This is a genomic window from Micromonospora sp. NBC_01655 (assembly GCF_026339755.1).
In the GTDB taxonomy this organism is placed as follows: domain Bacteria; phylum Actinomycetota; class Actinomycetes; order Mycobacteriales; family Micromonosporaceae; genus Micromonospora.
Genome location: NZ_JAPEQF010000001.1, coordinates 2,236,504 through 2,262,825, shown reverse-complemented (window position 1 = coordinate 2,262,825; position 26,322 = coordinate 2,236,504). Strand labels below are relative to the sequence as shown.

General features: G+C 74.8%; 25 protein-coding genes and 1 pseudogene. 13 read left to right on the top strand and 13 right to left on the bottom strand.

Translation table 11 applies throughout. From position 1 onward, the window contains the following. Positions 1 to 140 precede the first annotated feature (140 nt). The 3 genes from OOK41_RS10790 to gltX all read left to right on the top strand — a co-directional run bounded on the left by OOK41_RS10790 (position 141) and on the right by gltX (position 4,259). Positions 141 to 1,499 carry a GH1 family beta-glucosidase gene (locus OOK41_RS10790; RefSeq protein WP_266264308.1) on the top strand — a complete coding sequence of 453 codons (1,359 nt, stop codon included), beginning with the start codon at positions 141 to 143 and terminating at the stop codon, positions 1,497 to 1,499. A gap of 3 nt (positions 1,500 to 1,502) precedes the next feature. Further along, complete coding sequence (locus OOK41_RS10785) at positions 1,503 to 2,780, top strand: MFS transporter (RefSeq protein ID WP_117673369.1); 1,278 nt, start codon at positions 1,503 to 1,505, stop codon at positions 2,778 to 2,780. Between the two features lie 69 nt (positions 2,781 to 2,849). Beyond that, entirely contained in the window at positions 2,850 to 4,259 is a 1,410-nt protein-coding gene (gene gltX, locus OOK41_RS10780) for a glutamate--tRNA ligase (protein ID WP_266264306.1), read from the top strand. 153 nt (positions 4,260 to 4,412) lie between these two features. On the opposite strand, the gene OOK41_RS10775 is transcribed toward gltX, so the two are convergent. Continuing rightward, a complete protein-coding gene (locus OOK41_RS10775; protein WP_266264304.1) occupies positions 4,413 to 5,006 on the bottom strand; it encodes a copper resistance CopC family protein in 594 nt (197 codons plus the stop codon). A 278-nt stretch (positions 5,007 to 5,284) separates the two neighbouring features. Between OOK41_RS10775 and OOK41_RS10770 the strand changes: the two genes are divergently transcribed. Next, positions 5,285 to 6,001 (top strand): hypothetical protein, encoded by a 717-nt coding sequence (locus OOK41_RS10770; protein ID WP_266264302.1) that lies wholly within the window; start codon positions 5,285 to 5,287, stop codon positions 5,999 to 6,001. Positions 6,002 to 6,069: 68 nt separating this feature from the next. Here OOK41_RS10770 and OOK41_RS10765 read toward each other — a convergent pair whose 3' ends face one another. From OOK41_RS10765 to OOK41_RS10755, 3 genes are all read right to left on the bottom strand, one after another. Then, positions 6,070 to 6,996: an NADP-dependent oxidoreductase gene (locus tag OOK41_RS10765; protein ID WP_266264300.1), complete on the bottom strand. Its 927-nt coding sequence runs from the start codon at positions 6,994 to 6,996 to the stop codon at positions 6,070 to 6,072. 87 nt (positions 6,997 to 7,083) lie between these two features. Then, complete coding sequence (locus OOK41_RS10760) at positions 7,084 to 7,413, bottom strand: hypothetical protein (protein WP_117673384.1); 330 nt, start codon at positions 7,411 to 7,413, stop codon at positions 7,084 to 7,086. 103 nt (positions 7,414 to 7,516) lie between these two features. Further along, complete coding sequence (locus OOK41_RS10755) at positions 7,517 to 8,056, bottom strand: hypothetical protein (RefSeq protein WP_117673386.1); 540 nt, start codon at positions 8,054 to 8,056, stop codon at positions 7,517 to 7,519. A 440-nt stretch (positions 8,057 to 8,496) separates the two neighbouring features. On the opposite strand from OOK41_RS10755, the gene OOK41_RS10750 reads away from it, so the two are divergent. The 7 genes from OOK41_RS10750 to fabF all read left to right on the top strand — a co-directional run bounded on the left by OOK41_RS10750 (position 8,497) and on the right by fabF (position 15,644). After that, entirely contained in the window at positions 8,497 to 9,681 is a 1,185-nt protein-coding gene (locus tag OOK41_RS10750) for a sensor histidine kinase (protein ID WP_117673402.1), read from the top strand. Between the two features lie 188 nt (positions 9,682 to 9,869). Continuing rightward, positions 9,870 to 10,553: a response regulator transcription factor gene (locus OOK41_RS10745; RefSeq protein ID WP_266267776.1), complete on the top strand. Its 684-nt coding sequence runs from the start codon at positions 9,870 to 9,872 to the stop codon at positions 10,551 to 10,553. A gap of 88 nt (positions 10,554 to 10,641) precedes the next feature. Further along, positions 10,642 to 11,877, top strand: coding sequence for a CdaR family transcriptional regulator (locus OOK41_RS10740; protein WP_117673388.1), 1,236 nt, complete (start codon positions 10,642 to 10,644; stop codon positions 11,875 to 11,877). Positions 11,878 to 11,978: 101 nt separating this feature from the next. Next, complete coding sequence (locus OOK41_RS10735) at positions 11,979 to 13,151, top strand: acyltransferase domain-containing protein (RefSeq protein ID WP_266264294.1); 1,173 nt, start codon at positions 11,979 to 11,981, stop codon at positions 13,149 to 13,151. Then, positions 13,148 to 14,092: a beta-ketoacyl-ACP synthase III gene (locus OOK41_RS10730; protein WP_266264292.1), complete on the top strand. Its 945-nt coding sequence runs from the start codon at positions 13,148 to 13,150 to the stop codon at positions 14,090 to 14,092. Before OOK41_RS10735 ends, OOK41_RS10730 begins: the two co-directional genes overlap by 4 nt. Before the next feature lie 83 nt (positions 14,093 to 14,175). After that, the gene (locus OOK41_RS10725; protein ID WP_117673394.1) at positions 14,176 to 14,415 is read left to right on the top strand and encodes an acyl carrier protein; all 240 of its coding nucleotides are present in this window, start codon (positions 14,176 to 14,178) and stop codon (positions 14,413 to 14,415) included. 2 nt (positions 14,416 to 14,417) lie between these two features. Then, entirely contained in the window at positions 14,418 to 15,644 is a 1,227-nt protein-coding gene (fabF, locus tag OOK41_RS10720) for a beta-ketoacyl-ACP synthase II (protein ID WP_117673396.1), read from the top strand. 198 nt (positions 15,645 to 15,842) lie between these two features. Here fabF and OOK41_RS32030 read toward each other — a convergent pair. From OOK41_RS32030 to OOK41_RS10710, 3 genes and pseudogenes are all read right to left on the bottom strand, one after another. Then, positions 15,843 to 16,238: pseudogene (locus OOK41_RS32030) on the bottom strand (phosphotransferase); the annotation flags it as partial. A 166-nt stretch (positions 16,239 to 16,404) separates the two neighbouring features. Beyond that, the gene (locus OOK41_RS10715; protein ID WP_266264289.1) at positions 16,405 to 16,623 is read right to left on the bottom strand and encodes a hypothetical protein; all 219 of its coding nucleotides are present in this window, start codon (positions 16,621 to 16,623) and stop codon (positions 16,405 to 16,407) included. A 689-nt stretch (positions 16,624 to 17,312) separates the two neighbouring features. Continuing rightward, entirely contained in the window at positions 17,313 to 17,747 is a 435-nt protein-coding gene (locus tag OOK41_RS10710) for a VOC family protein (RefSeq protein ID WP_266264287.1), read from the bottom strand. 110 nt (positions 17,748 to 17,857) lie between these two features. Between OOK41_RS10710 and OOK41_RS10705 the strand changes: the two genes are divergently transcribed. Together OOK41_RS10705 and OOK41_RS10700 are read left to right on the top strand one after the other, a co-directional pair. Further along, positions 17,858 to 18,073 carry a hypothetical protein gene (locus tag OOK41_RS10705; protein ID WP_128763656.1) on the top strand — a complete coding sequence of 72 codons (216 nt, stop codon included), beginning with the start codon at positions 17,858 to 17,860 and terminating at the stop codon, positions 18,071 to 18,073. Positions 18,074 to 18,133: 60 nt separating this feature from the next. Further along, a complete protein-coding gene (locus OOK41_RS10700; protein WP_266264285.1) occupies positions 18,134 to 18,781 on the top strand; it encodes a lipoprotein in 648 nt (215 codons plus the stop codon). Between the two features lie 93 nt (positions 18,782 to 18,874). Here OOK41_RS10700 and OOK41_RS10695 read toward each other — a convergent pair whose 3' ends face one another. From OOK41_RS10695 to OOK41_RS10670, 6 genes are all read right to left on the bottom strand, one after another. After that, positions 18,875 to 19,804 (bottom strand): ROK family protein, encoded by a 930-nt coding sequence (locus OOK41_RS10695; protein WP_266264283.1) that lies wholly within the window; start codon positions 19,802 to 19,804, stop codon positions 18,875 to 18,877. 127 nt (positions 19,805 to 19,931) lie between these two features. Then, positions 19,932 to 21,389 carry an argininosuccinate lyase gene (locus OOK41_RS10690; protein ID WP_266264281.1) on the bottom strand — a complete coding sequence of 486 codons (1,458 nt, stop codon included), beginning with the start codon at positions 21,387 to 21,389 and terminating at the stop codon, positions 19,932 to 19,934. Between the two features lie 65 nt (positions 21,390 to 21,454). Then, positions 21,455 to 22,408, bottom strand: coding sequence for an amidohydrolase family protein (locus OOK41_RS10685; protein ID WP_117671334.1), 954 nt, complete (start codon positions 22,406 to 22,408; stop codon positions 21,455 to 21,457). Next, the gene (locus OOK41_RS10680) at positions 22,405 to 23,409 is read right to left on the bottom strand and encodes a creatininase family protein (protein ID WP_266264279.1); all 1,005 of its coding nucleotides are present in this window, start codon (positions 23,407 to 23,409) and stop codon (positions 22,405 to 22,407) included. The genes OOK41_RS10685 and OOK41_RS10680 overlap by 4 nt, the downstream gene beginning before the upstream one ends. After that, entirely contained in the window at positions 23,406 to 25,199 is a 1,794-nt protein-coding gene (locus OOK41_RS10675; RefSeq protein WP_266264277.1) for an iron ABC transporter permease, read from the bottom strand. The genes OOK41_RS10680 and OOK41_RS10675 overlap by 4 nt, the downstream gene beginning before the upstream one ends. After that, positions 25,196 to 26,269, bottom strand: a complete 1,074-nt coding sequence (locus OOK41_RS10670; protein WP_266264275.1) for an ABC transporter ATP-binding protein — start codon at positions 26,267 to 26,269, stop codon at positions 25,196 to 25,198. The genes OOK41_RS10675 and OOK41_RS10670 overlap by 4 nt, the downstream gene beginning before the upstream one ends. Positions 26,270 to 26,322 lie beyond the last annotated feature (53 nt).

Below are 26,322 nucleotides of genomic sequence, written 5' to 3'. Positions count from 1 at the left end.
GCCGGCCGCCTATGGCGCGATCGACGGTCGGGGGCCTAGAGTCCGAACACGTTTCGCATTTTGCGGGCGTTTCGCGGATCGCGCTGCCGCCCGTGTCGCGCCCGCGAACGCCGTCGGATCTCGCCTCGCCTGGAGGGCGCATGACCACCGAGCCGCTGCCCGAGTTCCCGACCGGATTCCGCTGGGGCGTCGCCACGTCCGCGTACCAGATCGAGGGTGCGACGACCGCCGCCGGGCGCGGGCCGTCCATCTGGGACACCTTCGCGCACACCCCGGGGCTGGTCGCCGACGGCAGCACCGCCGACGTCGCCTGCGACCACTGGCGCCGGCCCGGACAGGACGTCGCGCTGATGGCCGGGCTCGGCGTGTCGGCGTACCGGTTCTCGATCGCCTGGCCCCGGGTGCAGCCCGGTGGCACCGGCCCGGCCAACGCCGCCGGCCTGGACTTCTACGACCGGCTCGTCGACGATCTGGCCGCCGCCGGCATCGACCCGGTCGCCACGCTGTACCACTGGGACCTGCCGCAGCCGCTGGAGGACGCGGGCGGCTGGCTGAACCGGGACACCGCCGCCCGGTTCGCGGAGTACGCCGACCTGGTGGCCGCCCGACTCGGCGACCGGGTGCGGCTGTGGATCACCCTCAACGAGCCGTTCGTGCAGATGAGCCTCGGCTACGGCACCGGCCAGCACGCCCCCGGCCGGACGCTGCTGTTCGACGCCTTCCCGGTGGCCCACCACCAGCTCCTCGGGCACGGGCTGGCCGTCGCCGCGCTGCGCGCCCGCAGCACGAGCCCGGTGGCCATCACCAACAACTACTCGCCGGTGCGGGTGGCCGGCGACACCGACGCCGACCGGGCCGCCGCCGACGCGTACGACGCGCTGCACAACCGGCTGTTCACCGATCCGCTGCTCGGCCTCGGCTACCCCGACGTCCCCGGCGCCGACACGGGGGCCGTCCGCGACGGCGACCTCGCCGTGGTCGCCGCCCCGATCGACGTGCTCGGCGTCAACTACTACAACCCGACCGGCGTACGGGCCCCCGACGGGGACTCGCCGCTGCCGTTCGAGCTGGTCGAGCTGGCCGGGTACCCGCGCACCGCGTTCGGCTGGCCGGTCGCGCCCGAGGGGCTGCGCGAGCTGCTCACCGGCCTGCGCCACCGGTACGGCGACCGGCTGCCGCCGATCCAGGTCACCGAGAGCGGCTGCGCGTACGACGACGTGCCGGACGCCGACGGCCGGGTCCACGACCCGGAGCGGATCGCCTACCTGGACGGGCACCTGCGCGCCGTGCGGGCGGCGATCGACGACGGGGTGTACGTGACCGGGTACTTCGTCTGGTCCCTGCTGGACAACTGGGAGTGGGCGGAGGGCTTCACCAAGCGGTTCGGCCTGGTGCATGTCGACTTCGCCACCGGCGCCCGCACGCCCAAGTCCTCGTACGCCTGGTTCCGCGGCGTCGTCACCCGGCCGGCGGGGCGCGCGCCCGGAGCCGGGGAGTAGGCCGTGACCACCGTCGATCCGACGTCGGCCGCGCTGCCGGCGGCGCTCGCCGAGCCGGTCGTGCCGGTCCGGCGGAGCTGGATCGCGCTGGTCTTCGCGGCGAACCTCGGGGTGTGGATGGCCTTCTTCACCCCCATCCAGGTGCTGCTGCCCCAGCAGATCGAGCGGATCGCGCCGGGCGACAAGGAGGCCATGTTCGCGTTGGTCACCGGCCTCGGCGCGCTCGCCGCGGTGCTGGCCAACCCGCTCGCCGGGGCGCTGTCGGACCGGACCTGTCTGCGGCTGGCCGGCCGGGAGCTGGGCCGCCGGCACGTCTGGACGGCGGGCGGCGCGGTGCTCGGGGCGCTCGCCCTGGTGCTGCTGGCCCGGCAGGACACCATCGCCGGGGTGGCGGTCGGCTGGGTGGCCGCCCAGGTCTGCTTCAACGCGATGCTGGCCAGCCTCACCGCCGGCATCCCGGACCGGGTGCCGGTGGCGCAGCGCGGCGGGGTCTCCGGCTGGGTGGGCATCCCACAGTCGCTCGGCCTGGTGCTCGGCGCGGTGCTGGTCACCGCCCTGGTAACCGGCAACGCCGCCGGCTACGCCGCGATCGCGCTGGCCGTGCTGCTGCTGTCGCTGCCGTTCGCGCTGCTCACCGCCGACGACCCGCTGCCCCGGGAGCACCGCCCGGCGCTGCGGCTGCGCACGCTGCTCGCCTCGATGTGGATCAACCCCCGCCGGCACCCCGACTTCGCCTGGGCCTGGATCACCCGGTTCCTGGTCCAGCTCGGCAACGCGCTGGGCACCCTGTACCTGCTGTACTTCCTCACCGACGGGGTGCGCCACCCCGACCCGGAGGGCGGCCTGCTGGTGCTGATCCTGCTCTACACCCTGGGGATGATCCTCACCGCCGTGGTCTCCGGCCGGCTGTCCGACCGCTCCGGCCGCCGGAAGGTCTTCGTGATCGCCTCGGGGCTGGTGATGGCGGTGGCCGCGACGCTGCTGGCCGTCGCGCCGGTCTGGTCGACGGCCGTGGTCGCCGCGCTGCTGCTCGGCGCGGGCTACGGCGTCTACCTGTCGGTCGACGCGGCGCTGATCACCGAGGTGCTGCCGGTGGCCACCGACCGGGCCAAGGACCTCGGGGTGATCAACATCGCCAACTCGGCGCCGCAGGTGCTCGGCCCGGCGCTGTCCGCCCCGATCGTCGTGCACCTGGGCGGCTACCCCACCCTGTACGCGGCGACCGCGGCGGTCACCCTGCTCGGCAGCGCCCTGGTGGTCAAGATCCGCTCGGTGGCCTGACCCGTCCGGGCGGGGCCGGCCCGGCCCCCTCGCGGGAAAGCGCTGGCCGGCGGCCGTAGGCTGGGGGACGTGACGGTACGTGTACGCTTCGCCCCCTCCCCGACCGGTATGTTCCACGTCGGCGGCGCCCGCTCCGCCCTACAGAACTGGATCTACGCCAGACAGCAGGGCGGGGTGTTCGTGCTCCGCATCGAGGACACCGACGCGGCCCGCAACAAGCCGGAGTGGACCGAGGGCATCCTCTCGGCGCTGGACTGGATCGGCATCGCCCGAGGCAGCTACGAGGGACCGCACTTCCAGTCGTCGTACGCGGGCGAGCACCGCGCCGCCGCCCAGCGGCTGTACGAGGGCGGCCGGGCGTACTACTGCGACTGCACCCGCGACGCCGTGCAGGCCCGCACCGGCTCCCAGTACCAGGGCTACGACGGCTTCTGCCGGGACCGGGGCCTGGAGCCGGGCGAGGGTCGGGCGCTGCGCTTCCGGACCCCCGATTCCGGCGAGACCGTGGTGGTCGACCTGATCCGGGGCGAGCCGACCTTCGAGAACAAGCTGATCGAGGACTTCGTCATCGCCCGGGGCGACGGCTCCGCGGTGTTCCTGCTGGCCAACGTCGTCGACGACATGACGATGGGGATCACCCACGTGATCCGGGCCGAGGAGCACCTGCCCAACACCCCGAAGCAGCAGCTCCTCTGGGACGCCCTCGGGGTCGCCCCGCCGGTCTGGGCGCACGTGCCCGTGGTGGTCAACGAGAAGCGGCAGAAGCTGTCCAAGCGGCGGGACAAGGTCGCCCTGGAGGCGTACCGGGACGAGGGCTACCTCCCCGACGCGATGCGCAACTACCTGATGCTGCTGGGCTGGGCGCCGTCCGGCGACCGGGAGATCGTGCCCTGGCCGGTGATCGAGAAGGAGTTCCGGCTGGAGGAGGTCAACCTCTCCCCCGCGTTCTTCGACGAGAAGAAGCTGCGCGCGTTCAACGGCGACTACATCCGGGCGCTGTCGGTGGACGAGTTCGTCGCGGCCTGCCAGCCGTGGCTGGCCGGCACCGACACGATCCCCCCGCCGCCGTGGCGGCCGGAGGAGTTCGACGCGGACGCGTTCGCCGCGGTCGCCCCCCTGGCCCAGACCCGGATCGCCGTGCTCAGCGAGATCGTGCCGAACGTCGACTTCCTCTTCCTGGCCTCGCCGCTGGTCGACGAGGCGGCCTGGGCCAAGGCGATGAAGGAGGGCGCGGCCGAGCTGCTGGACGCGGCGGTGGTCGCGTTCGAGGCGCTCCAGTCGTGGGACGCCGACGCGCTGAAGGCGACGCTGGAGGCGGTCGGCGCGGAGCGCGGCCTCAAGCTCGGCAAGGCGCAGGCGCCGGTCCGGGTCGCGGTCACCGGCCGCACCGTGGGCCTGCCGCTGTTCGAGTCGCTGGAGGTCCTCGGCCGCGAACGCACCCTCACCCGGCTGCGCGCCGCGCGTCTGCGCCTGCCCTGATCCTGGGCGGGCCGGCGAGATCCATCCGGCGTCGGTGACATCGCGGTGTTCCGTGGCTCGGAGACCGCGATGTCACTGACGCCGTGGCTCCTGCGGCGCGACCCGTTCGCCCCGGCGGCGCAGGCGATCAACGCCGCCAGCGGGACCGGGCGGTCAGGAACGCGTGGCGCGGCGGCGCACGACGAGGGCGACGCCCAGGGCGGCGAGCAGCACGACGCCGCCCAGCGCCCACAGCCACCCGGACGGGCCGTCGTCCGACGTCTCGACGGCGGCCGGCGCGGCGCTGACGGGGTCGTCCGTGGCCGGGGCGGCCGAGGGGGTGGCGGGCGGCGTGGCACCCGACGGCGACCCCTCGCCCGACGGCGTGCCGGCGGAGGACGGGGCGCCCGGCGACGGGGGCTGGGCCGCGGTGCCGGTGGTGAGGGTGAACCGCACCTCGCCCTTGATCGGGTGGCCGTCGGCCGAGGCGATCTGGTACCCGACGATGTAGAGGCCGGCGGCACCGGGCGCGAAGGGGACGCGCACCCGGCTGCCGGAGAAGGTCGGCTCGCCCCCGAGGGCGACCACGTTGTCCGGACCGGTCACTGTGATCTTCGTCGTACCCGGGTCCGGCTTCGCCAGGAAGCGGAGCTCGATCCGGGCCGGCGCGGTGGCCACCCGAGCCCCGTTCTCCGGGTTGCTGCCGGTCAGCGAATTGTGCGCCGAGGCCGGCGGCGTCGGGAGTGCCAGCGACACACCGAGCGCCACGCCGAGAACCACTACCCAGGTACGGGCCGCACGTGAGAGCCTGCCCCCCATGAACCCCTCCGGAAAGGTACTATCCGCCCGCTGATCAACGGCTGACAGGTTAGTCGGCCCGGGATCGCAGATAGTTCCAATTCCCGATCCAGTAGCTGCAACTGATCGATGTTCCGCACAGTCTTAGAGGTGGGCACCCGCCCTGGGGGCAGGGTCACCGCCGTCGACCGACCAGCGCGTGACCCGCAGTGAAGCCATCCAAATCGAAACGGGGCGAGGAGGCGGCGATGGTCCGACAGGTGAGGCGGCTGATCGCGTTGGCCGCGGGGGTGCTGCTGGCGGCGGTCCTCACGGGACCGGCCCACGCGGGCGGCCCGGTGCGGACCGCCGGTGCCGGGCCGGGGCTGGCCGGGCCGGGGCTGGCCGGGCCGGGGCGTGCCGCTCCGAAGCCGCTGCCCGCCGGGGTGGACATCACCGGCGACCGGCTGGCGGAGCCGCTGCGGCTGCGGGCCGCCACCGATCCCGCCGCGGTGGTCGCGGTCATCGACCAGGTGAGCTGGCTGGGTCGCACCGGCGCGCCCTCCGGCCCGGCCGCGAAGGACCTCGGCCCGAAGTACACCGTCGTGGTGCTCTCCGGGGACGTCGCGACCCAGACGTACGACCTCTACCCGCTGGCCAAGGGCGGCCCGCGGGTGTACCGGCCGGCGAAGCAGCCGGACGTCTCCCGCAAGGCCAAGGCCGGCTGGTTCCTCGGCCGGCTGAGCATGTCGGAGACCCTGCGGACGGCCGGGGTGCCGCTGGAGCGGCAGTTCGACACGGTCGGCGGCGGCGGCGTCGGCGGCGGCGAGCGGGTGATCCCGGACGAGTCGCTGAACCCGGCCCGCGACTTCGACGAGGCCCTCGGCGAGTTGCAGCGGCTGCTGCTGCTCAACGTCGGGGTGATCCTGGTGATCACCCTCGGGCTGGCCGGGATCGCGCTGTTGATCCGCCGCCGCACCCGCTGAACCCAGCCCCGCCGAACCCAGCCCCGCCGAACCCCGGCTCGCCGAACCCGGCTCGGGCGGTCGACGGGTCAGAGCTCCAGGACCACCTTGCCCCGCACGTGTCCCTGCTCGACCAGGCGCTGCGCCTCGGCGGCCTGGTCCAGCGGGAACGTCCGTGCCACGTGGACGGTGAGCCGGCCGGCGTCGACCAGCCCGGCCAGGACGCTCAGGTCCGCCGTGGACGGCCTGACGAACAGGTAGCTGCCGCCGAGGCGGGTGACGTGTTCCGGGTCGGCGGTGGACACCAGCCGGGCGGGGCGGGTCAGCAGCTCGGCCGAGACGTCCAGCGCCGCCCCGCCGAACAGGTCGAGGGCCACGTCCACCCCGTCGGGCGCGACCGCGCGGACCCGGTCGAGCAACCCGTCGCCGTAGCTGACCGGCTCCGCGCCGAGCGACCGGACGAAGTCGTGGTTGGCCTCGCCGGCCGTGCCGATCACCCGGCTGGAACCGAGCGCCCGGGCGAGCTGGACCGCGAGGTGCCCGACCCCGCCGGCCGCGCCGTGCACCAGCACGGTGTCCCCCGCCCCGGTGCGGGTGAGCTGGAGCGCCTGGTACGCGGCGAGCCCGGCCAGCGGCAACCCGGCCGCCTCCGCCCAGGACGCCCGGGCCGGCTTGTCCGTCACCGCCCGCTCCGGTGCCGGCACCAGCTCCGCGTACGTGCCGTGCTGGAGGTCGTCGCGGCGGACGTACCCGATCACCTCGTCACCCACGGCGAACCCGGCCACCGCCGGGCCCACCGCGGCCACCACGCCGGCCGCGTCCCAGCCGGGCACCAGCGGGAAGTGGGCGGGGATGGCCTTGTCGAGGTGCCCCTCGCGGACCTTCCAGTCGACCGGGTTGACGCCGGCCGCGCGCACCCGCACCAGCACCGTGTCCGGCCCGACCGGCGGGTCGGGCAGCTCCCGCACGGCGAGCCGGTCGGCGGGGCCGTACGCGTCGATCGCGATCGCCTTCACCCTGCTCACGCTAGCCGCTGCCCGGTCGCGGCGGGGCCGACGCGGCCGGGAGCCCGGCCCGCGCCACGGTGGGCCGTCAGGCCGCGGTCAGCACCACCGGCGCGGCGGGCGCTCCCGGCGGACCTCCCGGTGCCGGGGGCGGACCGGGCCGTGCCGGTGCGCGCCGGCCCAGCCGGGCAGGTCGCTGCGGCAGGCCGCCGCGCGGGCCAGCTCGTCGGCGGGCGGCTCGGGGGTGCGCTGGCGGGGCACCGGCGCGTCGTCCTCGGCCCGCTCCGGGGTCCGGCCGCAGGCCGGCTCGGCGGGATGGGTCGGGCCGGCGAGCCGGCGGTGGTGCTCGGCCGCCGGCTGGGGGTCGTGGTGGCCCGGCCGGCGGCTCTCCCCCTGGGCGCAGCCGTACTCGGCCTCCCCATGCGCCATCCCCGGTCTCCTCACGCTCGCCGTCGCGCGCGGCCGGTCGTGGCCCGCGTGCCCTGTCACCGTACTGGGGCAGGCCGACGCGTCGTGCGGCGCGTACCCCACCTCAGCGCCGGGGGCGACGCGGGAAGATCGTCTCCCAGACCGGGAAGGCGACCAGCCAGATCGCGATGGCGAGGGTGAGCTTCTGGATCCAGTTCCACAGCTCACGGGTGCGCTCGGCGTCGCCCACGTAGAGGATCGCGGCGCCGAGCAGCGCGCAGGCGACGGCCCAGCCCAGCAACCCCTTGCCCCACTCCCGCCACTCGTGCCGGGTACGCGCCCAGCCGTGTCGGGGCGGCCGGACCGGCGGCGGGCCACCGGCGAACCGGTGGGCGAAGCGCTGGTCGGCCCAGCGGACCATCGAGTGTCCGAAGGCCACCGAGAAGCCCAGGTAGGCGGCGGCCAGGCCGTGGGTGACGTCCGCGGTGGCACCGCGCCGCAGGTCCAGCGCCGTCGCCGCGAGCAGCACCAGGTCGACCAGGGGTACGCAGACCAGCAGCGCCGCGCCGAGGCGCGGTCTACGCAGCGGGTAGCGGGCCACCAGCCCCGCCGCGAGCACCACCCAGAACCCGATCTCGCACCCGATGATGACCGCGACCAGCATGCCGACCTCCCCGTCCGTCGGAGTCCAGCGTGCCGCCCGCCACGGGCCCCGGCCTCGGCGCGGACGGTGAGATCCGGGTCCGCCGAAGGATGGACCCGCGCCATCCCACCCGCCCGGCACCCGGCCACCCCGCCCGCCCGGCACCCGGCACCCGGCACCCGGCACCCATGATCGACACCGGGTGACCGACAACGGGGTGTCCGGGCGACGCGAACGCCCCATGTCACTGATCCGGAGTCGATCATGGGCGGCCGGACACCCCCGACGAGGCGGCCGGACACCCCGACGAGGCCGCCGGACACCCCGACGAGGCGGCCGGGCACCTGCGCCTGGCCACCGCCATGACCCCGGCGTACGGCTGAGCCGTACCTCCTTCGGCGGACCACGGCCTCGTGCCGTGGTCGGAGCCGGCGCGGCGGCGGGTGTGGTGGGATCGGGCCATGCGACCGCCACCCTGGCTCGGCTCCGGGACCCCGGGCCGGGACCTGGCGCTGGCCGGCGCCTCCCTCGCGGGCGGGCTGGCACTGCTCGGCCTCGGCGCGCACCTGGCGCTCGCCCCGCGCCCCGACGTGCCCACGGCGGCCTTCCTGCCGTCGCTGCTGGCCGTGTCGGTGGCGGTCGGCCTGCGCCGGGTGGCCACCCGCACCGGCCTGGCCCTCGGCACGGCGGCGCTGGTCGTCGACGTCGCCCTCGGCGCCAGCCTCGGCACCGCGCTGATCTACACCCAGGTGCTCTACGACTCCTGCGTGTACGGCCCGCCCCGGCTGTGGCGGTGGCTGTTGCGGATCACCGTGGCGCTCAGCCTGCTCACCGCCGTCGGCGGGACGCTGGTGTTCGGCCACTGGCGCGGGGTGGCGCTCGCCGTGCCGGTGGTGCTGGTCGGGGTCCTGCCGGTGCTGAGCGGGATCAGCGTGCGGCAGTACCGGGACCAGGCGGCGGCCGAGCGGGCCCGGGCCGAGCAGACCGCCCGGCTGGCCGAGGTGGACCGGCGGGAGGCGGTCCGTGCCGAGCGCTCCCGGATGGCCCGGGAGCTGCACGACGTGGTGGCCAACCACCTCAGCGCGGTGGCCATCCACGCCACCGCCGCACTGTCCGTGCCGGGGCTGGACCGGGCGCAGGTGACCTCGGCGCTGCGGGTGATCCGGGAGAACAGCGTGCAGGGCATGGCGGAGATGCGCCAGCTCATCGGGCTGCTGCGGGAGCCGACGCCGGGGGCGGCGGACCCGGCCGAGGAGGCGACCCGGGTCCGCCTCGACGAGCTGGACCGGCTGGTGGACCGGATGCGGGCCGCCGGGCTGGCGGTGCGGGCCGAGGTGACCGGCGGGCCACGCCCGCTGCCGGTGGGGGTGGACCTGGCGGCGTACCGGATCGTGCAGGAGTCGTTGACCAACGCGCTGAAGCACGGCGCGGGCGAGGCGGAGCTGATCGTGGCGTACCGGCCGGTGGAGGTGGTGGTGACCGTGGCGAACCCGGTCCGCACGGGCGGTGGGGGGCTGCCCGGGGCGGGCGCCGGCCTGATCGGGATGCGCGAGCGCGCGGTGCTGCTGGGCGGCGAGTTCGCCGCCGGCCCGACCGACGGGCGCTGGCGGGTACGGGCGGCGCTGCCCACCGGGAGGCCAGCGTGAGCGGCCCGGGGGCGGCCGGCCCCGACCGAGGCGGCGACGCCGTGGGCGGTCAGGACGCGGCCGTCCCCGACCGGCGGGACGACGGCGCGGGCGGCCCGGACGCGGCCGTCCCCGACCGGCGGGACGACGGCGCGGGCGGCCCGGACGCGGCCGTCCCCGACCGGCGGGACGACGGCGCGGGTGGGCCGGTGCGGGTGGTCCTCGCCGACGACCAGGCGGCGGTGCGGGCCGGGCTGGCGCTGATCCTGGCCGGCACGCCGGGGATGGAGGTGGTCGGCGAGGCCGCCGACGGGGAGGCGGCGGTGCGGCTCTGCGCCGAGCTGCGCCCCGACGTCGCCGTGCTGGACGTGCGGATGCCCCGCCTGGACGGCATCTCCGCCACCCGGGAGATCGTCGCCGGCCGGCTCGCCGACGTGCTGGTGCTGACCACCTTCGACCTCGACGAGTACGTCTTCGGCGCACTGCGGGCCGGGGCGGCCGGCTTCCTGCTCAAGGACACCGACGCGGACGCCCTGGTCGCCGCCGTCCGGACGGTGGCCCGGGGCGAGGGGGTGATCGCCCCGGCGGTGACCCGGCGGCTGATCAGCGCGTTCGCGGCCACCGCACCGGGGGCGTCGGCCGCCGCCCGGGAGGCGGTGGCCGGCCTGACCGCCCGGGAGCGGGACGTGCTGGCCTGCCTCGGGCTGGGCCTGTCCAACCAGCAGCTCGCCGACCGGCTGGCGATGGCGGAGAGCACCGCGAAGACCCACGTCAGCCGGATCCTGGCCAAGCTCGACCTGCGCAGCCGCGTCCAGGCCGCGATCCTGGCCCAGGAGCTGGCCCTGCCGGCCCCGCCCGTCGGGTCACCCGCCGGCCCCACCACGGCGGGATGAGCGCCCGGCCCCACCACCGGCGGGATGAGCGCCCGGCGCCACCGGTGGCCGTTGGCCGAGGACGCCCGCCTTCTGGAAGGCTGGGGGGGTGAGCGAGCCGGGCGGGATCGAGCTGTCGGCCACGCTGCGCCGGATCGAGCGGGCGGCGGGGGCGCTGGCCACCGCCAGCGTGGCCCGGATGGACGAGACGCTGCCCTGGTTCCGGGCGCTCCCGGCCGACCAGCGCTCCTGGGTGATGCTGGTGGCCCAGGCCGGCGCCCGGTCGCTGGTGCAGTGGCTGCGCGAGGGCGGCGGCACGGCCGACAGCACCCAGGAGGTCTCCGACGAGGTCTTCGCCACCGCGCCGCAGGCGCTGGCCCGCTCGATCAGCCTCCAGCAGACCGTGGCGCTGATCAAGGTGACCATCGAGGTGGTGGAGGAGCAGGTCGGCACCCTGGCCGCCGAGGGCGAGGAGCAGCAGCTCCGGGAGGCGGTGCTGCGGTTCTCCCGGGAGATCGCCTTCGCCTCCGCCCGGGCGTACGCGCGGGCCGCCGAGTCGCGCGGCTCCTGGGACGCCCGGTTGCAGGCCCTGCTGGTGGACGCGCTGCTGCGCGGGGACTCCCCGGACGTGCTGGCCAGCCGCGCCGCCGCGCTGGGCTGGTCGGATGCCCCGCCGGTGTCGGTGGCGGTGGGCCGCTCCCCCGGCGGCGAGGTGAACGCCGTGCTGCACACCGCGTACCGGCTGGCCCGGCGGATCGGGGTGGAGATGATCGGCGGGGTGCACGGCGACCGGCTGGTGATCGTGCTCGGCGGGGCGGCCGACCCGCTCGCCGCCGCCGGGAAGCTGCTGCCCGCGTTCGGCGACGGCCCGGTGGTGGTGGGCCCGGCGGTGCCGAGCCTGGACGAGGCGACGGACTCGGCCCGCGCCGCGCTGGCCGGGTTCCGGGCGGCCCCGGCCTGGCCGACCGCGCCGCGCCCGGTGCCGGCGGCCGACCTGCTGCCCGAGCGGGCCCTGGCCGGCGACGCCGAGGCCCGCCGCCGGCTGCGCCACGACGTGTACGCGCCGCTGGCCCGCGCCAGCGGCGAGCTGCTGGACACGCTGGACGCGTTCTTCGCCGCCGGCGGGACGCTGGAGAGCGCCGCCCGGGCGCTGTTCGTGCACCCGAACACGGTGCGCTACCGGCTGCGGCGGATCGCCGAGGTGACCGGGTTCTCGCCGCTGGTCCCCCGGGACGCGTTCGCCCTCCAGGTGGCCCTGACCGTGGGCCGGCTCGACCCGGTGGTTCCCGTTGTGACAAATCAGCCGATTGCCACCGCAGGCCGACAAAAGACCCCAGAGAGATGATCACCCTCACCGATCTTTGTAGGGTTCCTCCAAAGGTTCTAGTGTGGTTTGGTGTCGCTCGGTAGCACCGTGACTGGCGAGTATCCGGAAGAGTCATATCCGTGCTCGCCGTACTCTCACCCGGCCAGGGTTCTCAGAAACCCGGCTTCCTGACCCCCTGGCTCGGCCTGACCGGCGCCGAGGCACGGCTGCGCTGGTGGTCGGCGCTGGCCGGCGTCGACCTGGTCCACCTCGGCACGGCGGCCGACGCCGACGAGATCAAGGACACCGCCCGCACCCAGCCGCTGCTGGTCGCCGCGGCGCTGCTCGCGGCCGAGCACCTGCCGATGCACGACGTCACACTCACCGTCGGGCACAGCGTCGGCGAACTGGGCGCGGCGGCGCTCGCCGGGGTCCTGCCCGCCGAGACCGCGATCACCCTCGCCGGGGTGCGCGGCCGGGAGATGGCCGCGGCCTGCGCGCTGGAGCCGACCGGCATGGTCGCGGTGCTGGGCGGGGACACCGACGAGGTGCTCGCCGCCCTCGACCGGCACGGGCTTGAGCCGGCCAACCGCAACGGCGCCGGGCAGATCGTCGCCGCCGGCGCGCTCGCCGCGCTCGACAAGCTCGCCGCCGAGCCGCCCGCGAAGGCCCGGGTGATCCGGCTGAAGGTGGCCGGCGCGTTCCACACCTCGTACATGGCCCCGGCCGAGGCCGCGCTGGGCGCGGTGGCCGCCGGGATCACCCCGGCCGACCCGGCCCGGATCCTGCTGTCCAACCTCGACGGCGCGGCGGTCACCCACGGCCGGGAGCTGGTGCAGCGGCTGGTCCGCCAGGTCACCTCCCCGGTGCGCTGGGACCTGTGCATGCGCACCCTCGCCTGCCTCGGCGTCACCGGGGTGATCGAGCTGCCGCCCGCCGGCACCCTCGCCGGCCTGGTCAAGCGGGAACTCAAGGAGTCGGGCCTGCCCGAGATCGTCACCCTGAACACGCCGGACGACCTCCCGGCCGCGCGGGACCTGATCGCCCGGCACGGGATGGCCCCGAGCCACGAGCCGACCATGCGGTTCCGGGTCGTGGTGGCCCGCTCGGCGGGCACCTTCGAGCCGGCCGAGGGGCTGGCCGAGGGCGAGTCGCTGCGTACCGGCCAGGTGATCGGGCACGTCGCCACCCGGCAGGGCCCGGTCGAGGTGACCGCGCACGACAGCGGCCCGCTCACCGAGTGGCTCGCCCACCACAACGACCCGGTCGCGCCGGGGCAACCGCTCGCCCGGATCGGGGGTCACCAATCATGACAGGCAGCCGGATTCTCGCGCTGGGGCACTACCAGCCGTCCCGGATCGTCACCAACGACGACATCGCCCAGTTCGTCGAGACCAACGACGAGTGGATCCGGGACCGGGTGGGCATCGCCAGCCGGCGGATCGCCGGCGACGAGACGGTGGCCGACATGGCGACGGCCGCCGCCGGCAAGGCCCTGGCAAACTCCGGGCTCACCGCCGCCGACATCGACCTCGTCGTGGTGGCCACCTGCACCTCGATCGACCGCAGCCCGAACGTGGCCTGCCGGGTCGCCGCGAAGCTCGGCATCACCGCGCCGGGCGCGTTCGACCTGAACACCGCGTGCTCGGGCTTCGCCTACGCGCTGGGCACCGTCGACCATGCGATCCGGGCCGGGGCGTCGCGGAACGCGATCGTCATCGGGGCGGAGAAGCTGTCCGACTTCACCGACTGGACCGACCGCTCCACCTGCATCATCTTCGCCGACGGCGCCGGCGCCGCGGTGGTCACCGCCACGGCCGAGGGCGAGCCGGCCGGGGTGGGCCCGGTGGTCTGGGGCTCGGTCCCGGGGAAGGGCGACGCGGTACGCATCGAGGGCTGGCGGCCGTACGTCAAGCAGGAGGGCCAGGCGGTGTTCCGCTGGGCCACCACCGAACTGGCCCCGCTGGCGTTGCAGGCCTGCGAGCGGGCCGGGGTCGCCCCGTCGGAGCTGGCCGCGTTCGTGCCGCACCAGGCCAACACCCGGATCATCGACGGCATCGCCAAGCGGCTCGGCATCCCCAACGCGATCATCGCGAAGGACCTCGTCGAGTCGGGCAACACCTCGGCGGCGAGCGTCCCGCTGGCGCTGTCCAAGCTCGTCGAGCGCCGGGAGGTGCCCTCCGGCGCCCCGGTCCTGCTCTTCGGCTTCGGCGGCGGCCTGACCTACGCCGGTCAGGTCGTCCGCTGCCCCTGACGTCCGGCCCCCTTCGAGGCCGTTCGCACGCCGCCGGCACGCGCCGCGCGGCGAGTCCAACCATCGAAAGGAACGCACCAACCATGACCCGTGACGAGATCACCGCCGGCCTCGCCGAGATCCTCGAAGAGGTTGCCGGGGTGAACCCGGACGACGTGGCCGAGGGCAAGTCCTTCACCGACGACCTCGACGTCGACTCGCTCTCCATGGTGGAGGTCGTGGTCGCCGCCGAGGAGAAGTTCGGCGTCAAGATCCCCGACAACGAGGTGCAGAACCTGAAGACCGTGGGCGACGCCGTCAGCTTCATCGAGGCGCAGGCCTGATCATGGCTCGCTCCGACGTCGTCGTCACCGGGCTCGGCGCGACCACCCCGCTGGGCGGGGACGTCGCGTCGACCTGGGACGCCATGCTCGCCGGCCGCTCCGGGGTGGGTCCGCTCACCCAGGAGTGGGCCGCGCAACTCCCGGTCCGGATCGCCGCGCAGCTCGCCGTCGACCCGTCCGAGGTGCTGGACCGGGTCAAGCTGCGCCGGCTCGACCGCTCCGAGGCGATCGCGATCATCGCGGCCAGGCAGGCCTGGGCGGACGCGGGCCTGGCCGACTCCGGGTTGGACCCGGAGCGGCTGGCGGTCAGCGTCGGCTCCGGCATCGGCGGGGCCACCACCCTGCTCGCCCAGGACGACATCCTGGAGGCGTCCGGCCCTCGACGGGTGTCCCCGCACACCATCCCGATGCTGATGCCCAACGGTCCCGCCGCCTGGGTGGGGTTGGAGCTGGGCGCGAAGGCCGGGGTGCACACGGTGGCCAGCGCCTGCGCCACCGGCGCGGAGGCCATCTCGCTCGGCCTGGACATCATCCGCTCCGGCCGGGCCGACGTGGTGCTGGCCGGCGGCACCGAGGCGGTCATCCACCCGCTGCCGATCGCCGGGTTCGCCTCGATGCGGGCGATGTCCACCCGCAACGAGGAGCCCGAGCGGGCCTCCCGGCCGTGGGACACCGGGCGGGACGGCTTCGTCCTCGGCGAGGGCGCGGGCGTACTGGTCCTGGAGCGGGCCGAGCACGCCGCCGCCCGGGGCGCCCGGGTGTACGCGCGGCTGGCCGGCGCCGGGATCACCTCCGACGCGTACGACATCGTGCAGCCGCACGCGGAGGGCGAGGGCGCGATCCGGGCGATCGCGAAGGCGATCGCGGACGCCGGCATCGCGAAGAAGGACATCGTGCATGTCAACGCGCACGCCACGTCGACCCCGGTCGGCGACATGCTGGAGATCGGGGCGCTGCGCGCAGCGCTCGGTGACCACCCGGTGATCTCCGCCACCAAGTCGATGACCGGCCACCTGCTCGGTGCGGCCGGCGCGCTGGAGTCGATCGCCACCATCCTGGCCATCCGTGACGGTGTCGTCCCCCCGACGATCAACCTGGACGACCCGGACGACGGCCTCGACCTGGACGTGGCCGCGCACAAGGCGCGCCACCTGGAGATCCCCGCCGCGCTGAACAACGCGTTCGGCTTCGGCGGGCACAACGTGGCTCTCGTCTTCACCCGGCCCTGAGACTCCAGGCCCTGAAGGCGGATCTGTCCGGACGACGCGGCCGGCATCGAGGGCGGGCACGACGTGACCGCAACGATGCCGGCCCCGGCCTCCTGCCCGGCCCCGGCCAGGAGTGGAACGGCGTGGTCCGGTGCGGGGGTGCCAGGAATGGACTGGTGCCTTGGGTTCGTTCTCAGCCTGCTCTCCGCTGGCTTCCTCCCATCCGGCGAGGACCGGTTCGGCCGCTTGCTGACCGAACATCAGCACCGCATCCAGGCGCAGCGAACACAGGTCGATGCCGGGATGACCCACGCCGGCCATGTCCCAGTCGAGCAGGCCGCAGAGCCTGTCCCCGTTCCACATCATGTTTCCCTGCCAAAGGTCGGTGTGGTGTGGTTGGTTCCCAGCCGCCGTTGTCTCGCGAAGTCGCTGGCCGGGATCGGGAGGGTGCGCAGAGGTAGCTCTCGTGACGGCTCGGCGGTGATGGCGTGCAGAGCTGCGGCCGTGACGCCCATGACACGCAGCCGTTCCGGGGTGGGCTCGATCGGGATCGCGCTGCGCCGCGCACGACGGTCTCCAGCACCGCCCGTGTGCCGGCAGAACTGCCGGTGGCATCGAACCCGAGAATCCGCGGTGCCGGGATGCCCCGTTCGTCGGCCAATCGCAGCGCGGCGATCTCGGTGGCGAAGCCGCCGGAGTCGTCGGGCCGCGCAGTCTTCAGCCGAGCGGCGGGCGGAACCTGCTGCCTGAGGGCGGACGTTACCGGCCGGACGATCGCTGGTCAGGCGCGGTTGCGGGGGTGCTGCCGTGCGGCGCGTTCGTTGCCCCGGCGATAGTTGCCGGTCCACCGGGCCATCACCAGTTGCGGGTCGTCGTCGACCTCGGCGAGGAACTCCGCCGCCCGGCCGCCCCGCAGTGTCCCGGCCACCCTCCCGCGGTGCGTGATCACCACTGACCCGTCCGCCCGCTGGGCGTACGCGAAGCCCCGTGCTTCTCCCATGCCCGGCACGCTCCCACCCCGCCCCACACCCCCGCACCCCGATTTCGCCCGGCCGCCGGACAGATCTTGGTAGGAAACGGCCCCTCCAGAGGCCGAAATCGTCCAAGATCTGTCGCTGCGGGGGCGGGGGCGGCCAGCAGCTAGTGCCCCGTCATGCAGCCTTGAAGGGGTAATCCGGGTGCCGGATCCTGGATTCGGTGGCGAATCCGGTGGTCAGTTCCGTGACGTGGCCGACCTCGACGAGAACAGCGCCACGATCGCCCACCGCAGCGCTTTACCGGATCCTTCTACTCACCGGCCACCGCCCCACACACACAGCCTTGCCTTCCGGTGCCTATGGAGCTGAGTCGAATACGACATCAGCCACACCCGCCGCCAGCCACGACCCGACGGGGCGGTGGGTAACCGCGAACGGTGGTGGCCCGACCGACGGTGATGACGTGAACGACTCAGCTCCATAGGCACCGCCGCCCACGTCATCGACCGCCGCCCACAGTTCCGCCTGGGTCACCGTTCCCCGCCGGCCGGGGACCGCACCCACGACCAGGCAATGGCTCCGCCCCGCGTCACCCTCCAGCCAGGCCACGGCATCGCGTACGCCCAGGTCAGACATGCCTCAATCGACTACGTAAAGACCCTGCCTCAGAACCGACGGATTACACGATCAACGTTCAAAGACGCGGCACTAGCTAGGGCCTTTCGGCGAGGATTCCGGTGGCCTGGCCGAGCTCGATGAGGTAGCCATCGGGGTCGCGCAGGTAGCACCGGATCTCCACGCCGTGGTCCTTCGGCTCGGTGAGGAACTGTCCGCCCCGTGAGCGCCACAGCTCGTAGACGGCGCGCACGTCCGTCACCCGGACGTTGAGCGCGCTGTTGAGCAGGTTCGGGTCCGTCGGCGCCTGGGCGAGGACGGTCGGCTTGTCGTCGGTCGGGCCGCCCTCGTCGTTGATCACGAGGTAGCTGTTGTGCAGCCGCAGGATGGCGGGCTGGCGCTCGCGTACCACCGTCGCGCCGAGCACCGTCCGGTAGAACTCACGGGAGCGCTCCACGTCCCGCACGATCAACAGGTGGGTGAGCACCGTGCCGTGTTCCGGCTGGAAGTAGTCCGGGGCCTCGTTCGTCACTGCCGCCTCCCTCGGGATGGCCCGTCGGGTACCCACGTACGGCGGCGGCACACCTGCGACGCCCGGTCAGGTCCGTCGCCGGACAGGTCCGGAAGGACCCGGCACGCGGCATGGCCGAGCCACCACCGGATCAGGTGTCCTGCCCGGCGGGGGTACGCAGACGGGTGACGAAGGTCCGCCAGGCCGAGGGGGCGAAGGCCCGGCAGATGTTCGAGGCCGACGCCGACCTGCGGGCGTTGCAGCCGGGCGGTCCGCCGCTCGGGGCCGAGATGTTCCGGCGGTTCCTGCACTGGGCACGCCGGCCGGCACCGCCCCCGACCGGCTAACATCCATCGGCCGTCCGGGGTGGACCGGGCGGCGCGGACGACCACGGGGGAAGTGGAACGGTGTTTCGACGTATCGGGGCGGCCGTGCTGGCCGTGCTCACCATCGCGACGGCGGCGGGCTGCGCCGGGGGCTCGCCGCGGCCGGCCTCGGCCCGGGCCGAGGCCGGCCCCGCACCGTCGCCCTTCGTGACCGGCCCGCCGTGGTACGACGAGGTCGCCCCGGCCGAGGCGGGCGTCACCGTCGGCGCGAGGGGCACCCCCTGCGAACTGCCGATCACGTTCTCCCTGCCGGCCCGCTGGATCGCCGAGCCGGTGGACGACGCGTCCGGGATGACGTTGGGCGGTTCCCGGCTGCGCTGCGAGGTCGACGCGAAGCCGGCCGGCAGCGTGGGCTTCCTGCGGGTCTGGGCGGTCGACGAGGCCACCGGCGACGTGCGCGCCGCGCTGGAGGAGTTCCTCGCCGAGTACGGCCGGGTCAGCGAGATCGAGTACCGGCGGGTGCGGCGCGGCCCGCTGGACCTGGTGGAGGCCACCTACCTCCAGCGCACCAGGCTGAGCGGCGGCCCGAACCGGCAGCGGGCGCTCGTGGCGCCCACCTCCGGCGGCGGGGCGGTGCTGCTGACCTTCGGCGGAATGGACACCGGCGAGTTCGAGGCGATGTTCCCGGCGTACCAGCTCGCGACGGGCACCCTCCGCGCCAGCCGCTGACCGGGCCGGGCCCGCCCGGCCGCCGGGCCAGGTCGCGGGCTCCGGGTGCGGTTCCGTCCCTGGCGACGACAACCGCACCCGGAGATCACCCCGTCAGCGGGGGGCCGGAACCGCCTCCCGGGCCAGGACGACCGCGCCGAGCAGCGCGGCGTCGTCGGCGAAGCCGGAGAGCACCACGTCCGGCCGGTACGGCAGCACGGCGGCCAGCCGCTCGACCAGCAGGCCGCGGATCAGCTCGCTGCCGGCCACCCCGCCGACCAGCACCACCCGCTGCGGGTCAAGCAGCAGGCAGCAGGTGACCAGGTGGCGGGCCAGCTCGTCGACCCGGCCGGTCAGCGCGTCCCGGGTCGGGCCGGGCCGCTCGGCGGCGGCGGCCAGCCCGGCCGCCGCCCCCGGCACGCCGAGGTCGTCGGCGAGCCGGTCCAGCGCCCGGCCGGAGAAGTCCAGCTCCAGCATGGTGCCGGGCCACGGGCCGCCGGCCACGGCGTACCCGATCTCGCCGGCCGCGCCGTGGTGCCCGGCCAGCACCGACCCACGCACGGTGAGCGCCGCCGCGACCCCGGTGCCGAGGCCGACCACCAGGCCGGGGTCGGCGTCGCGGAGCGCGCCGAAACGCAGCTCGGCCAGGGCGGCGGCGTTCAGGTCGTTGTCGACCGCCACCGCCGGCACGCCGAACCGGTCGCGGACCGCGTCGGCCAGCCGGAGCCGGTCCCAGCCGGGCACGTTCGGGGCCAGGTCGATGCCGTCGGGCCGGACCACCCCGGGCGAGGCGATCCCGGCCGCCGCGAGCGGACCGCCGACCTCCCCCACCAGCTTCGCGGCCAGGTCCAGCGCCCGGTCCAGGGCCTGCGGGGCACCCCGTTCGGCGTGCGTCGGCACGCGCTCGCTGGCCAGCAGCCGGCCCTCGCCGTCAGCCACCCCGACGGCCATCTTGGTGCCGCCGAAGTCGATGCCGAGCAGCACGGGCGTGTCACCGGCCGCCGGCGCGGGCTGAGCAGCCCGACCGGCCACCCGCACGCTCACCGTGCGGTCCTTCCGTCCGCGACCGCGGGGCCCGCCTGCGCCGCGCCCGGCCACCGGCCCAGGCCGCGCCGCGCACTCCCCGCGCTCACCGGGCCGCCCCTTCGACGTGCCCCGCGAAGGCCCCCGCTCATCGGCCCGCTCGCTCGGCGGCCACGGCGTCCAGCGCCTCGTCGGCCCCGGCCAGCCGGTCCCGCACGCCGGCCAGCCGGCCGGCGACGGTGTCGAAGGTGCCGCGCAGCGCGGCCACCTGGGCCCGGACGGCGTACGCGCCGGGCCCGTCGACCTGGGCCCGGTCGAGCACCAGCTCGGGGCGGACGGCGGCGGCGATCAGGTCGCCGATCGCGTCGTCGTCGAGCCGGTCGGTGATGCCCTCGGCCGCCGCCCGGACGCCCTCGGGGGTCCAGCCGTCCGGCGCCCCGCCCCGGACCAGCCGGCCGACCACCGAGTGGGCGGCCCGGAACGGCACCCCGTGCCGGGTCAGCGCGTCCGCGGCGGCGGTGGTGGTGGCCCCGGAGGCGACGATCTCCTCCCGGGACGGCGGCTCCAGCGGCTCGATCTCGGCGAGGAAGCCGCCGAGCAGGGCGAAGAACCGGTCGGTGCGGTCGTTGCTCTCCCAGAGCCGCACCTGCACGTCGGTGGTGGCGTTGTTGGAGTCCTCCCACCAGGCCGCGCCCACGTTGTTGAGCACGCTCGCGGCGTCGGCGGCGGTGGCCCCGGCCATCGAGACCAGGTGCTCCAGCACCACCGGGTTGCGCTTCTGCGGCATGATGCTGCTGCCCTGGGTGAAGTCGCCGGGGGTGGTCACCCAGCGCCAGGTCAGCCAGTCCATCAGGGTGCGGGCCAGCCGGGCCCCGGTGGCCAGGGCCTGCGCGTTGAGGGTGCCGACCCGGACCAGGTGGTCGGCGCCGGCCACCGCCTCGTACGAGTTGGTGACCAGGCCGTCGAAGCCGAGCAGCTCGGCCACCCGGGCCGGGGCGATGTCCAGGTCGGTGCCGGCGAACGCGCACGAGCCCAGCGGCGAGGTGTTGAGCTGGTCGATCAGGTCGGCGTACGCGACGGCCTCGCCGGCCAGGGCCTCGGCGTACCCGGCTAGGGCGTGGCCGATGGTGGTCGGCTGGGCCGGACGGCGGTGGGTGTAGCCGGTGATGACCACGTCGGCGTACCGGTCGGCGGAGCCCAGGGCGGTGGCCCCGGCCGCGAGCACCCGGTCGAGCACCCCGAGGAGTTGGTCGCGCAGCAGCATCCGGAACACCCCGGCGTCGAGGTCGTTGCGGCTGCGCGCCATCTGCACGTCCAGCTCGGAGGTGGGGAGGCCGCACGCCGCCGCGAGCCGCTTCTCCATCAGGTAGTAGGTGTCCTCGAAGCTGCCGTCGAAGGCGGGCGCGGGGCCGGTGTCGGCGCGCAGCTCCGCCAGCCCGCGCAGCAGCCGGGCACCCCGCTCGGCGGGGATCAGCCCCTGCTCGGTCAGCATGACCACGTGCGCCTGGCTGGCCCGCACCATGGCCGGGAAGAGGTACCCGACGTGGTGGTCGTATGTCGGCCGCAGGTGGTGCCGCTGGTAGGTGGTCAGCGCGGGTGTGCTCATCAGGAGTCTCTGCTTCCTTCCAGGCCGGGCGCGACGCTGCTCGCCGCGCCCGGACGTCAGCCGGTCTACTCGTGCAGGCCGAGCAGGCGCTCGGCGTTCCCGGCGAAGATCGCGCCCAGGTGGTCGTCGGGTAGGCCCAGTTCCCGGCAGATCCGGAGCTGGTCGTCGAGGTAGCGGGTGACGTACCCGCGCGGGAACCACGACGAGTCGCTGCCGTACACGATCCGGTGCGGGCCGATGGTCTCGTAGCAGCGCCGGAACAGCTCCTCCAGCGTGAGCTTGTACGGCATCCACCGCACCCACTGGTTCGACCCGGACGTGTCGACGTGGACGTTCGGGCAGCCCCAGGCGGCGAAGAGGAGGTCCTGCACGTGCTGGACGCCGAAGTGCGGCACCACCACGGCCAGCTCGGGGAAGCGGCGGGCCATCCGGGCCAGCTCGTCCGGGCCGCCGTACCGGCCGTGGGACAGGCCGCCGGCGCTGCCGTAGTGCCCGATGTGGATCAGCACCGGCACGCCGAGCCGCTGGGCGGTGGCCCAGAGCGGGTCCAGGTCGGCGTGGTCGAGGGGGCCGCGCAGCAGCGGGGCGAACAGCTTCAGCCCGCGCAGGCCGCGTTCGGTGACCGCCCGGTCCAGCTCGCCGGCCGCGTCGGGGCCGTACGGGTCGTGGTGGGCGAAGCCGAGCAGCAGGTCCGGGTGCCGGTCCACGACGTCGGCGACGGTGTCGTTGCCGCCGCCGGTGACGAAGACCGCCCGGCGGACGTTCACCCGGCGCAGCTCGTCGGCCCACCGGTCCGCCTCGTCCTGCCAGCGCTCGGCCGGCGGCTCCGGGTCGGGGAAGGCCCACGCCTGCCGCCACTGCCGGGCGTACGGGGCGGAGCCGGCGGCCCGGACGGCCCGCTCGTGCTCCCCGCCGGGGTGCATCCCGGCGGCGTGCTCGCACGCCTGGATCGTCGGGTCGGTGCCGATGCGGAAGTGCAGGTGGAAGTCGACGATGTCGAGTCCCCGGTCGACGATCATGATCCTCCCTCGGATGGCAACGGGTCGGCGGTGGGCGGGGCGGGCGGCGGGGCGGCCACCCAGGCGGCCACCACCTCGCGCAGCCGCGTCCCGGCCAGCTCCCGCACCCGCCGGCCGGCGGGCTCGCCGGCCAGCGAGATGTGCCCGGACCAGCCCTGCCACGGGTCGGGCCGGGACTCCACCAGCACGTACGGGTGGGTCACCGGCAGCTTCGGCCTCGGCGGCAGGTCGTCGACCGCGTCGAGCCGGACCGCGCCCGGGTCGAAGCCGAGCACCCCGGAGGTCTCGTACGCCCCGCCGTGCCCGCGCGAGGTCAGCGGGCCGTACAGCTCGGTGGTCTCGGCGGGGGTGACGAGCTGGAACCAGTTGACCAGCAGCAGGCTGGCGGTGCGCCGCCCGGAGACCCACTCCATCGCGGCCCGGACGGTGGACATGTTGGCGTCGTGCCCGTTGACGATGAGCAGCCGGGGGAAGCCGGCCGCGACGATGCCCTCGATCACGTCGGCCAGGTAGCCGACCGCGATCTCGGGCCGGATCGCCACGGTGCCGGGCCACGGCCGGGTCTGGCCGGGGCAGGCGGCGTACGGCACGGCGGGGAAGAGCACCCCGCGCGGGCCCGCCGGGGTCGCGGCCTCGTCCGGGGTCCCGCCGCCGGACGAGGCCGCGTCGACTCCGGCCGTCGGGGCGGGGCCGCCCCCGACCGGCCAGGCCGCGCCGGAGCCCGCCGCGCCCCCGCCGGGCCGGGCGGGCCCGGTCGCGGCGGAGTGGGTCGCGGCGGAGCTGGTCGCGCTCTCGGCGGCGAAGCCCTCGGCGAGGATCAGGTCGGTGCCCAGCGGCAGGTGCGGGCCGTGCCACTCGACCGCGCCGACCGGCAGCACCGCGAAGTCCGCCGCCCCGGCGACCGCCGCCAGCTCCCCGCCGGGGACCCGGGCGACCGGGACCAGCCCGCCGTGGGCGAGCCAGGCGGCCACGTGGTCGCCGTCGGGGGTCACGCCCGTCACGCCGTCCACCGCGCCGCCTCCCGGCTCGACCGCCGGCCGCCCTCCAGCCGGCCGGAGACCACCATCACCACGAAGATCAGGACCACCTGGAGCATGCCGTACGCGGCGGCGGTGCCGACCTCGAACGAGTACATCCGGTTGTTGATCTCCACCGAGATCGGCGCGGTCTGCGAGGTGTAGATGAGCACCGAGGCGACGAACTCGCCGACCCCGTGCACGAAGGCGAGCAGCGCGCCGGCCAGCACACCCGGGAGCATCAGCCGCAGGGTGACCGTGCCGAACGCCCGCCACCAGGACGCCCCGAGGTTCCGGGCGGCCTCCTCCAGCGACGGGTCGATCTGCGCCAGGGTGGCCGAGCTGGACCGGAACACCAGCGGCAGGAACCGCACGAAGTAGGCCAGCGGCATGATCCAGAAGGTGCCGATCAGCACCTGGCCGAAGCTGAACGCGTTGCCGGTGCTGAACGCCGAGATCAGGTTGATCGCCACCACCGTGCCGGGCAGCGCCCAGGCCAGCATGACCGCCACGTCCAGCAGCCCCCGGCCGCGGAAGTTCAGCCGGCGCACCGCGTACGCGATGAGCACGCCGACCACGACACAGGCGACGGTCGCGATCAGGCTCATCTGGAGCGAGTTCAGGATCGGCTGGAACGCCCTGGGCTCGGAGAAGATCGTGACGAAGTTCTGCATGGTGTACTGGGCCGGGATCACCTCGGTGGTCCACGAGCCGTCCTCGGAGAACGCCACCAGGGCGATGGTCGCCACCGGGGCCAGCAGCACGGCCGTGGCCAGCAGCGACGCGGCCAGGGCGAGCCACTTGCCGAGCGGGTTGGTGATCTCACGCCGGTGCGCGGCCACGCCCTTGGACTGGGAGCGGTAGCTGCGCCGCCCCTCGTACCAGCGCATGCCGAGCAGGAACAGCACCGAGACGACGCCGAGCACGGAGGCGTACGTGGAGGCCATCGGCAGGTCGCCGTTGGTGCGGTTGATGTAGATCTGCATGGTCATCGTCTGGTCCACCCCGAACAGCAGCGGGGCGGTGTACGACGCCAGCGAGGTCATGAACACCAGCAGCGACGCGGAGACCAGCGCCGGGGTGAGCATCGGCAGCAGCACCGTGCGCCAGACCCGGACCCGGCCGGCCCCCAGGTTGTACGCCGCCTCCTCCACCGAGGGGTCCATCCCGCCGAGCGCGGCCGAGGCGGACAGGTAGAAGTACGGGTACATGGTGAACGTGTGCACCACCAGCACGCCGGCGATGCCGCTGAACGGCAGCACCGGGTTCTCCGCGCCGAGGAGCTGCTGGAGGCCGCGCGGCAGGATGCCGGTCTCGCTGTAGAGGAGCTGGAACGAGATCGCCCCGATCAGCGGCGGCAGGGCCGCCGGCACCAGGATGATCGCCTCGATCAGCTTGCGGCCGGGAAACGAGAAGCGCTTGAGCAGGAACGCCATCGCCACGCCGACGATCCCGCAGAGCAGCACGCTGGCCGCGGAGATGATCAGCGAGGTGACCAGGGACGACCGGGCCACCCCGTCGCCGGTGAGGAAGCTGCCGTAGTTCTCCACCCCGTCCACGCCGACGCTCTCGGCGAAGGTGGCGAACATCGGCTGCACCACGTACCCGAACAGGACCAGGGCGAGCGGGAAGACCAGCACGTACGGGAACCAGCGAGAGCCGGTGCCGCCGGCGAACCGGGCGGCGAGCCGCCGGCGCGGTCCCGGCGGCGGCGTCGGGTCCTTGGTCACCGGCGCGACGGTCGCCGGGCTGGGGGTCGCGGGGATGGTGGTCACGGGCGCACCACCCACATCCGCTCGCGGTTGAGCCGCAGCCCGACCTGGTCGCCGACGGTGATCCCGGCCGGCACGTCCACGGCGGCCACCTGCACCTGCTCGCCCGCGGTGTCCACCACCAGGTTGGTGGCCATGCCGGTGAACTCCAGCTCGGTGACCCGGCCGGGCAGCGCGCCGGGCTCGGTGGTGGCGGTGAGGCCGATGTGCTCGGGACGGACGGACACCAGGGCGGTCTCCCCCTGGCTCAGGCCGTGGTCGGCCGGCGCGGGGACGACGATCTCCCCGCCGCCGGGCAGCCCCACCGTGACGGTCTGCGTCGTGGCGGCGAGCACCGGCAGGGTGAGCACGTTGCTGCGGCCGATGAACCGGGCCACGAAGCTGGTGGCCGGGCGGTGGTAGATCTCCTGCGGGGCGCCGATCTGCTGCACCCGGCCGGACTGCATGACCGCGATCCGGTCCGACATGGCCATCGCCTCGGCCTGGTCGTGGGTGACGTAGATGCCGGTGGTGCCGGCCTCCTTCTGGATCCGGCGGATCTCCGTCCGGGTCTCCTCGCGCAGCTTGGCGTCGAGGTTGGACAGCGGCTCGTCCAGCAGCAGGGTCTTCGGCCGGATGACCAGGGCGCGGGCCAGCGCCACCCGCTGCTGCTGGCCGCCGGACAGCTCGTCGATGCGCCGGTCGCCGTACCCGCCGAGGTGCACCTGGCCGAGCGCCTCCTCGACCCGCCGCCTCGACTCGGCCCGGTTGACCTTGCGGATCTTCAGCCCGTACGCGACGTTCTGCGCGACGCTCATGTGCGGGAAGAGCGCGTAGTTCTGGAACACCATGCCGGTGTCGCGCTTGTTCGGCGGGCGCCGGGTGACGTCCTCCGCGCCGAACCGGATCCGGCCCGAGGTCGGGAAGTAGAACCCGGCCACCATGCGCAGAGTGGTGGTCTTGCCGCAGCCGCTCGGGCCGAGCAGGGTGAAGAACTCCCCGGCGGCGATGGTGATGTCGACGTCGTCCACGGCTGCGGTGTCGCCGCCGCGCGCGAAGCGCTTGCTCACCGACTCCAGCGTGACATCGATCATGATGTCCTCTCCTTACTGCGGTACCGGACCGGGGTCGGTCGTGGGACGGGTGG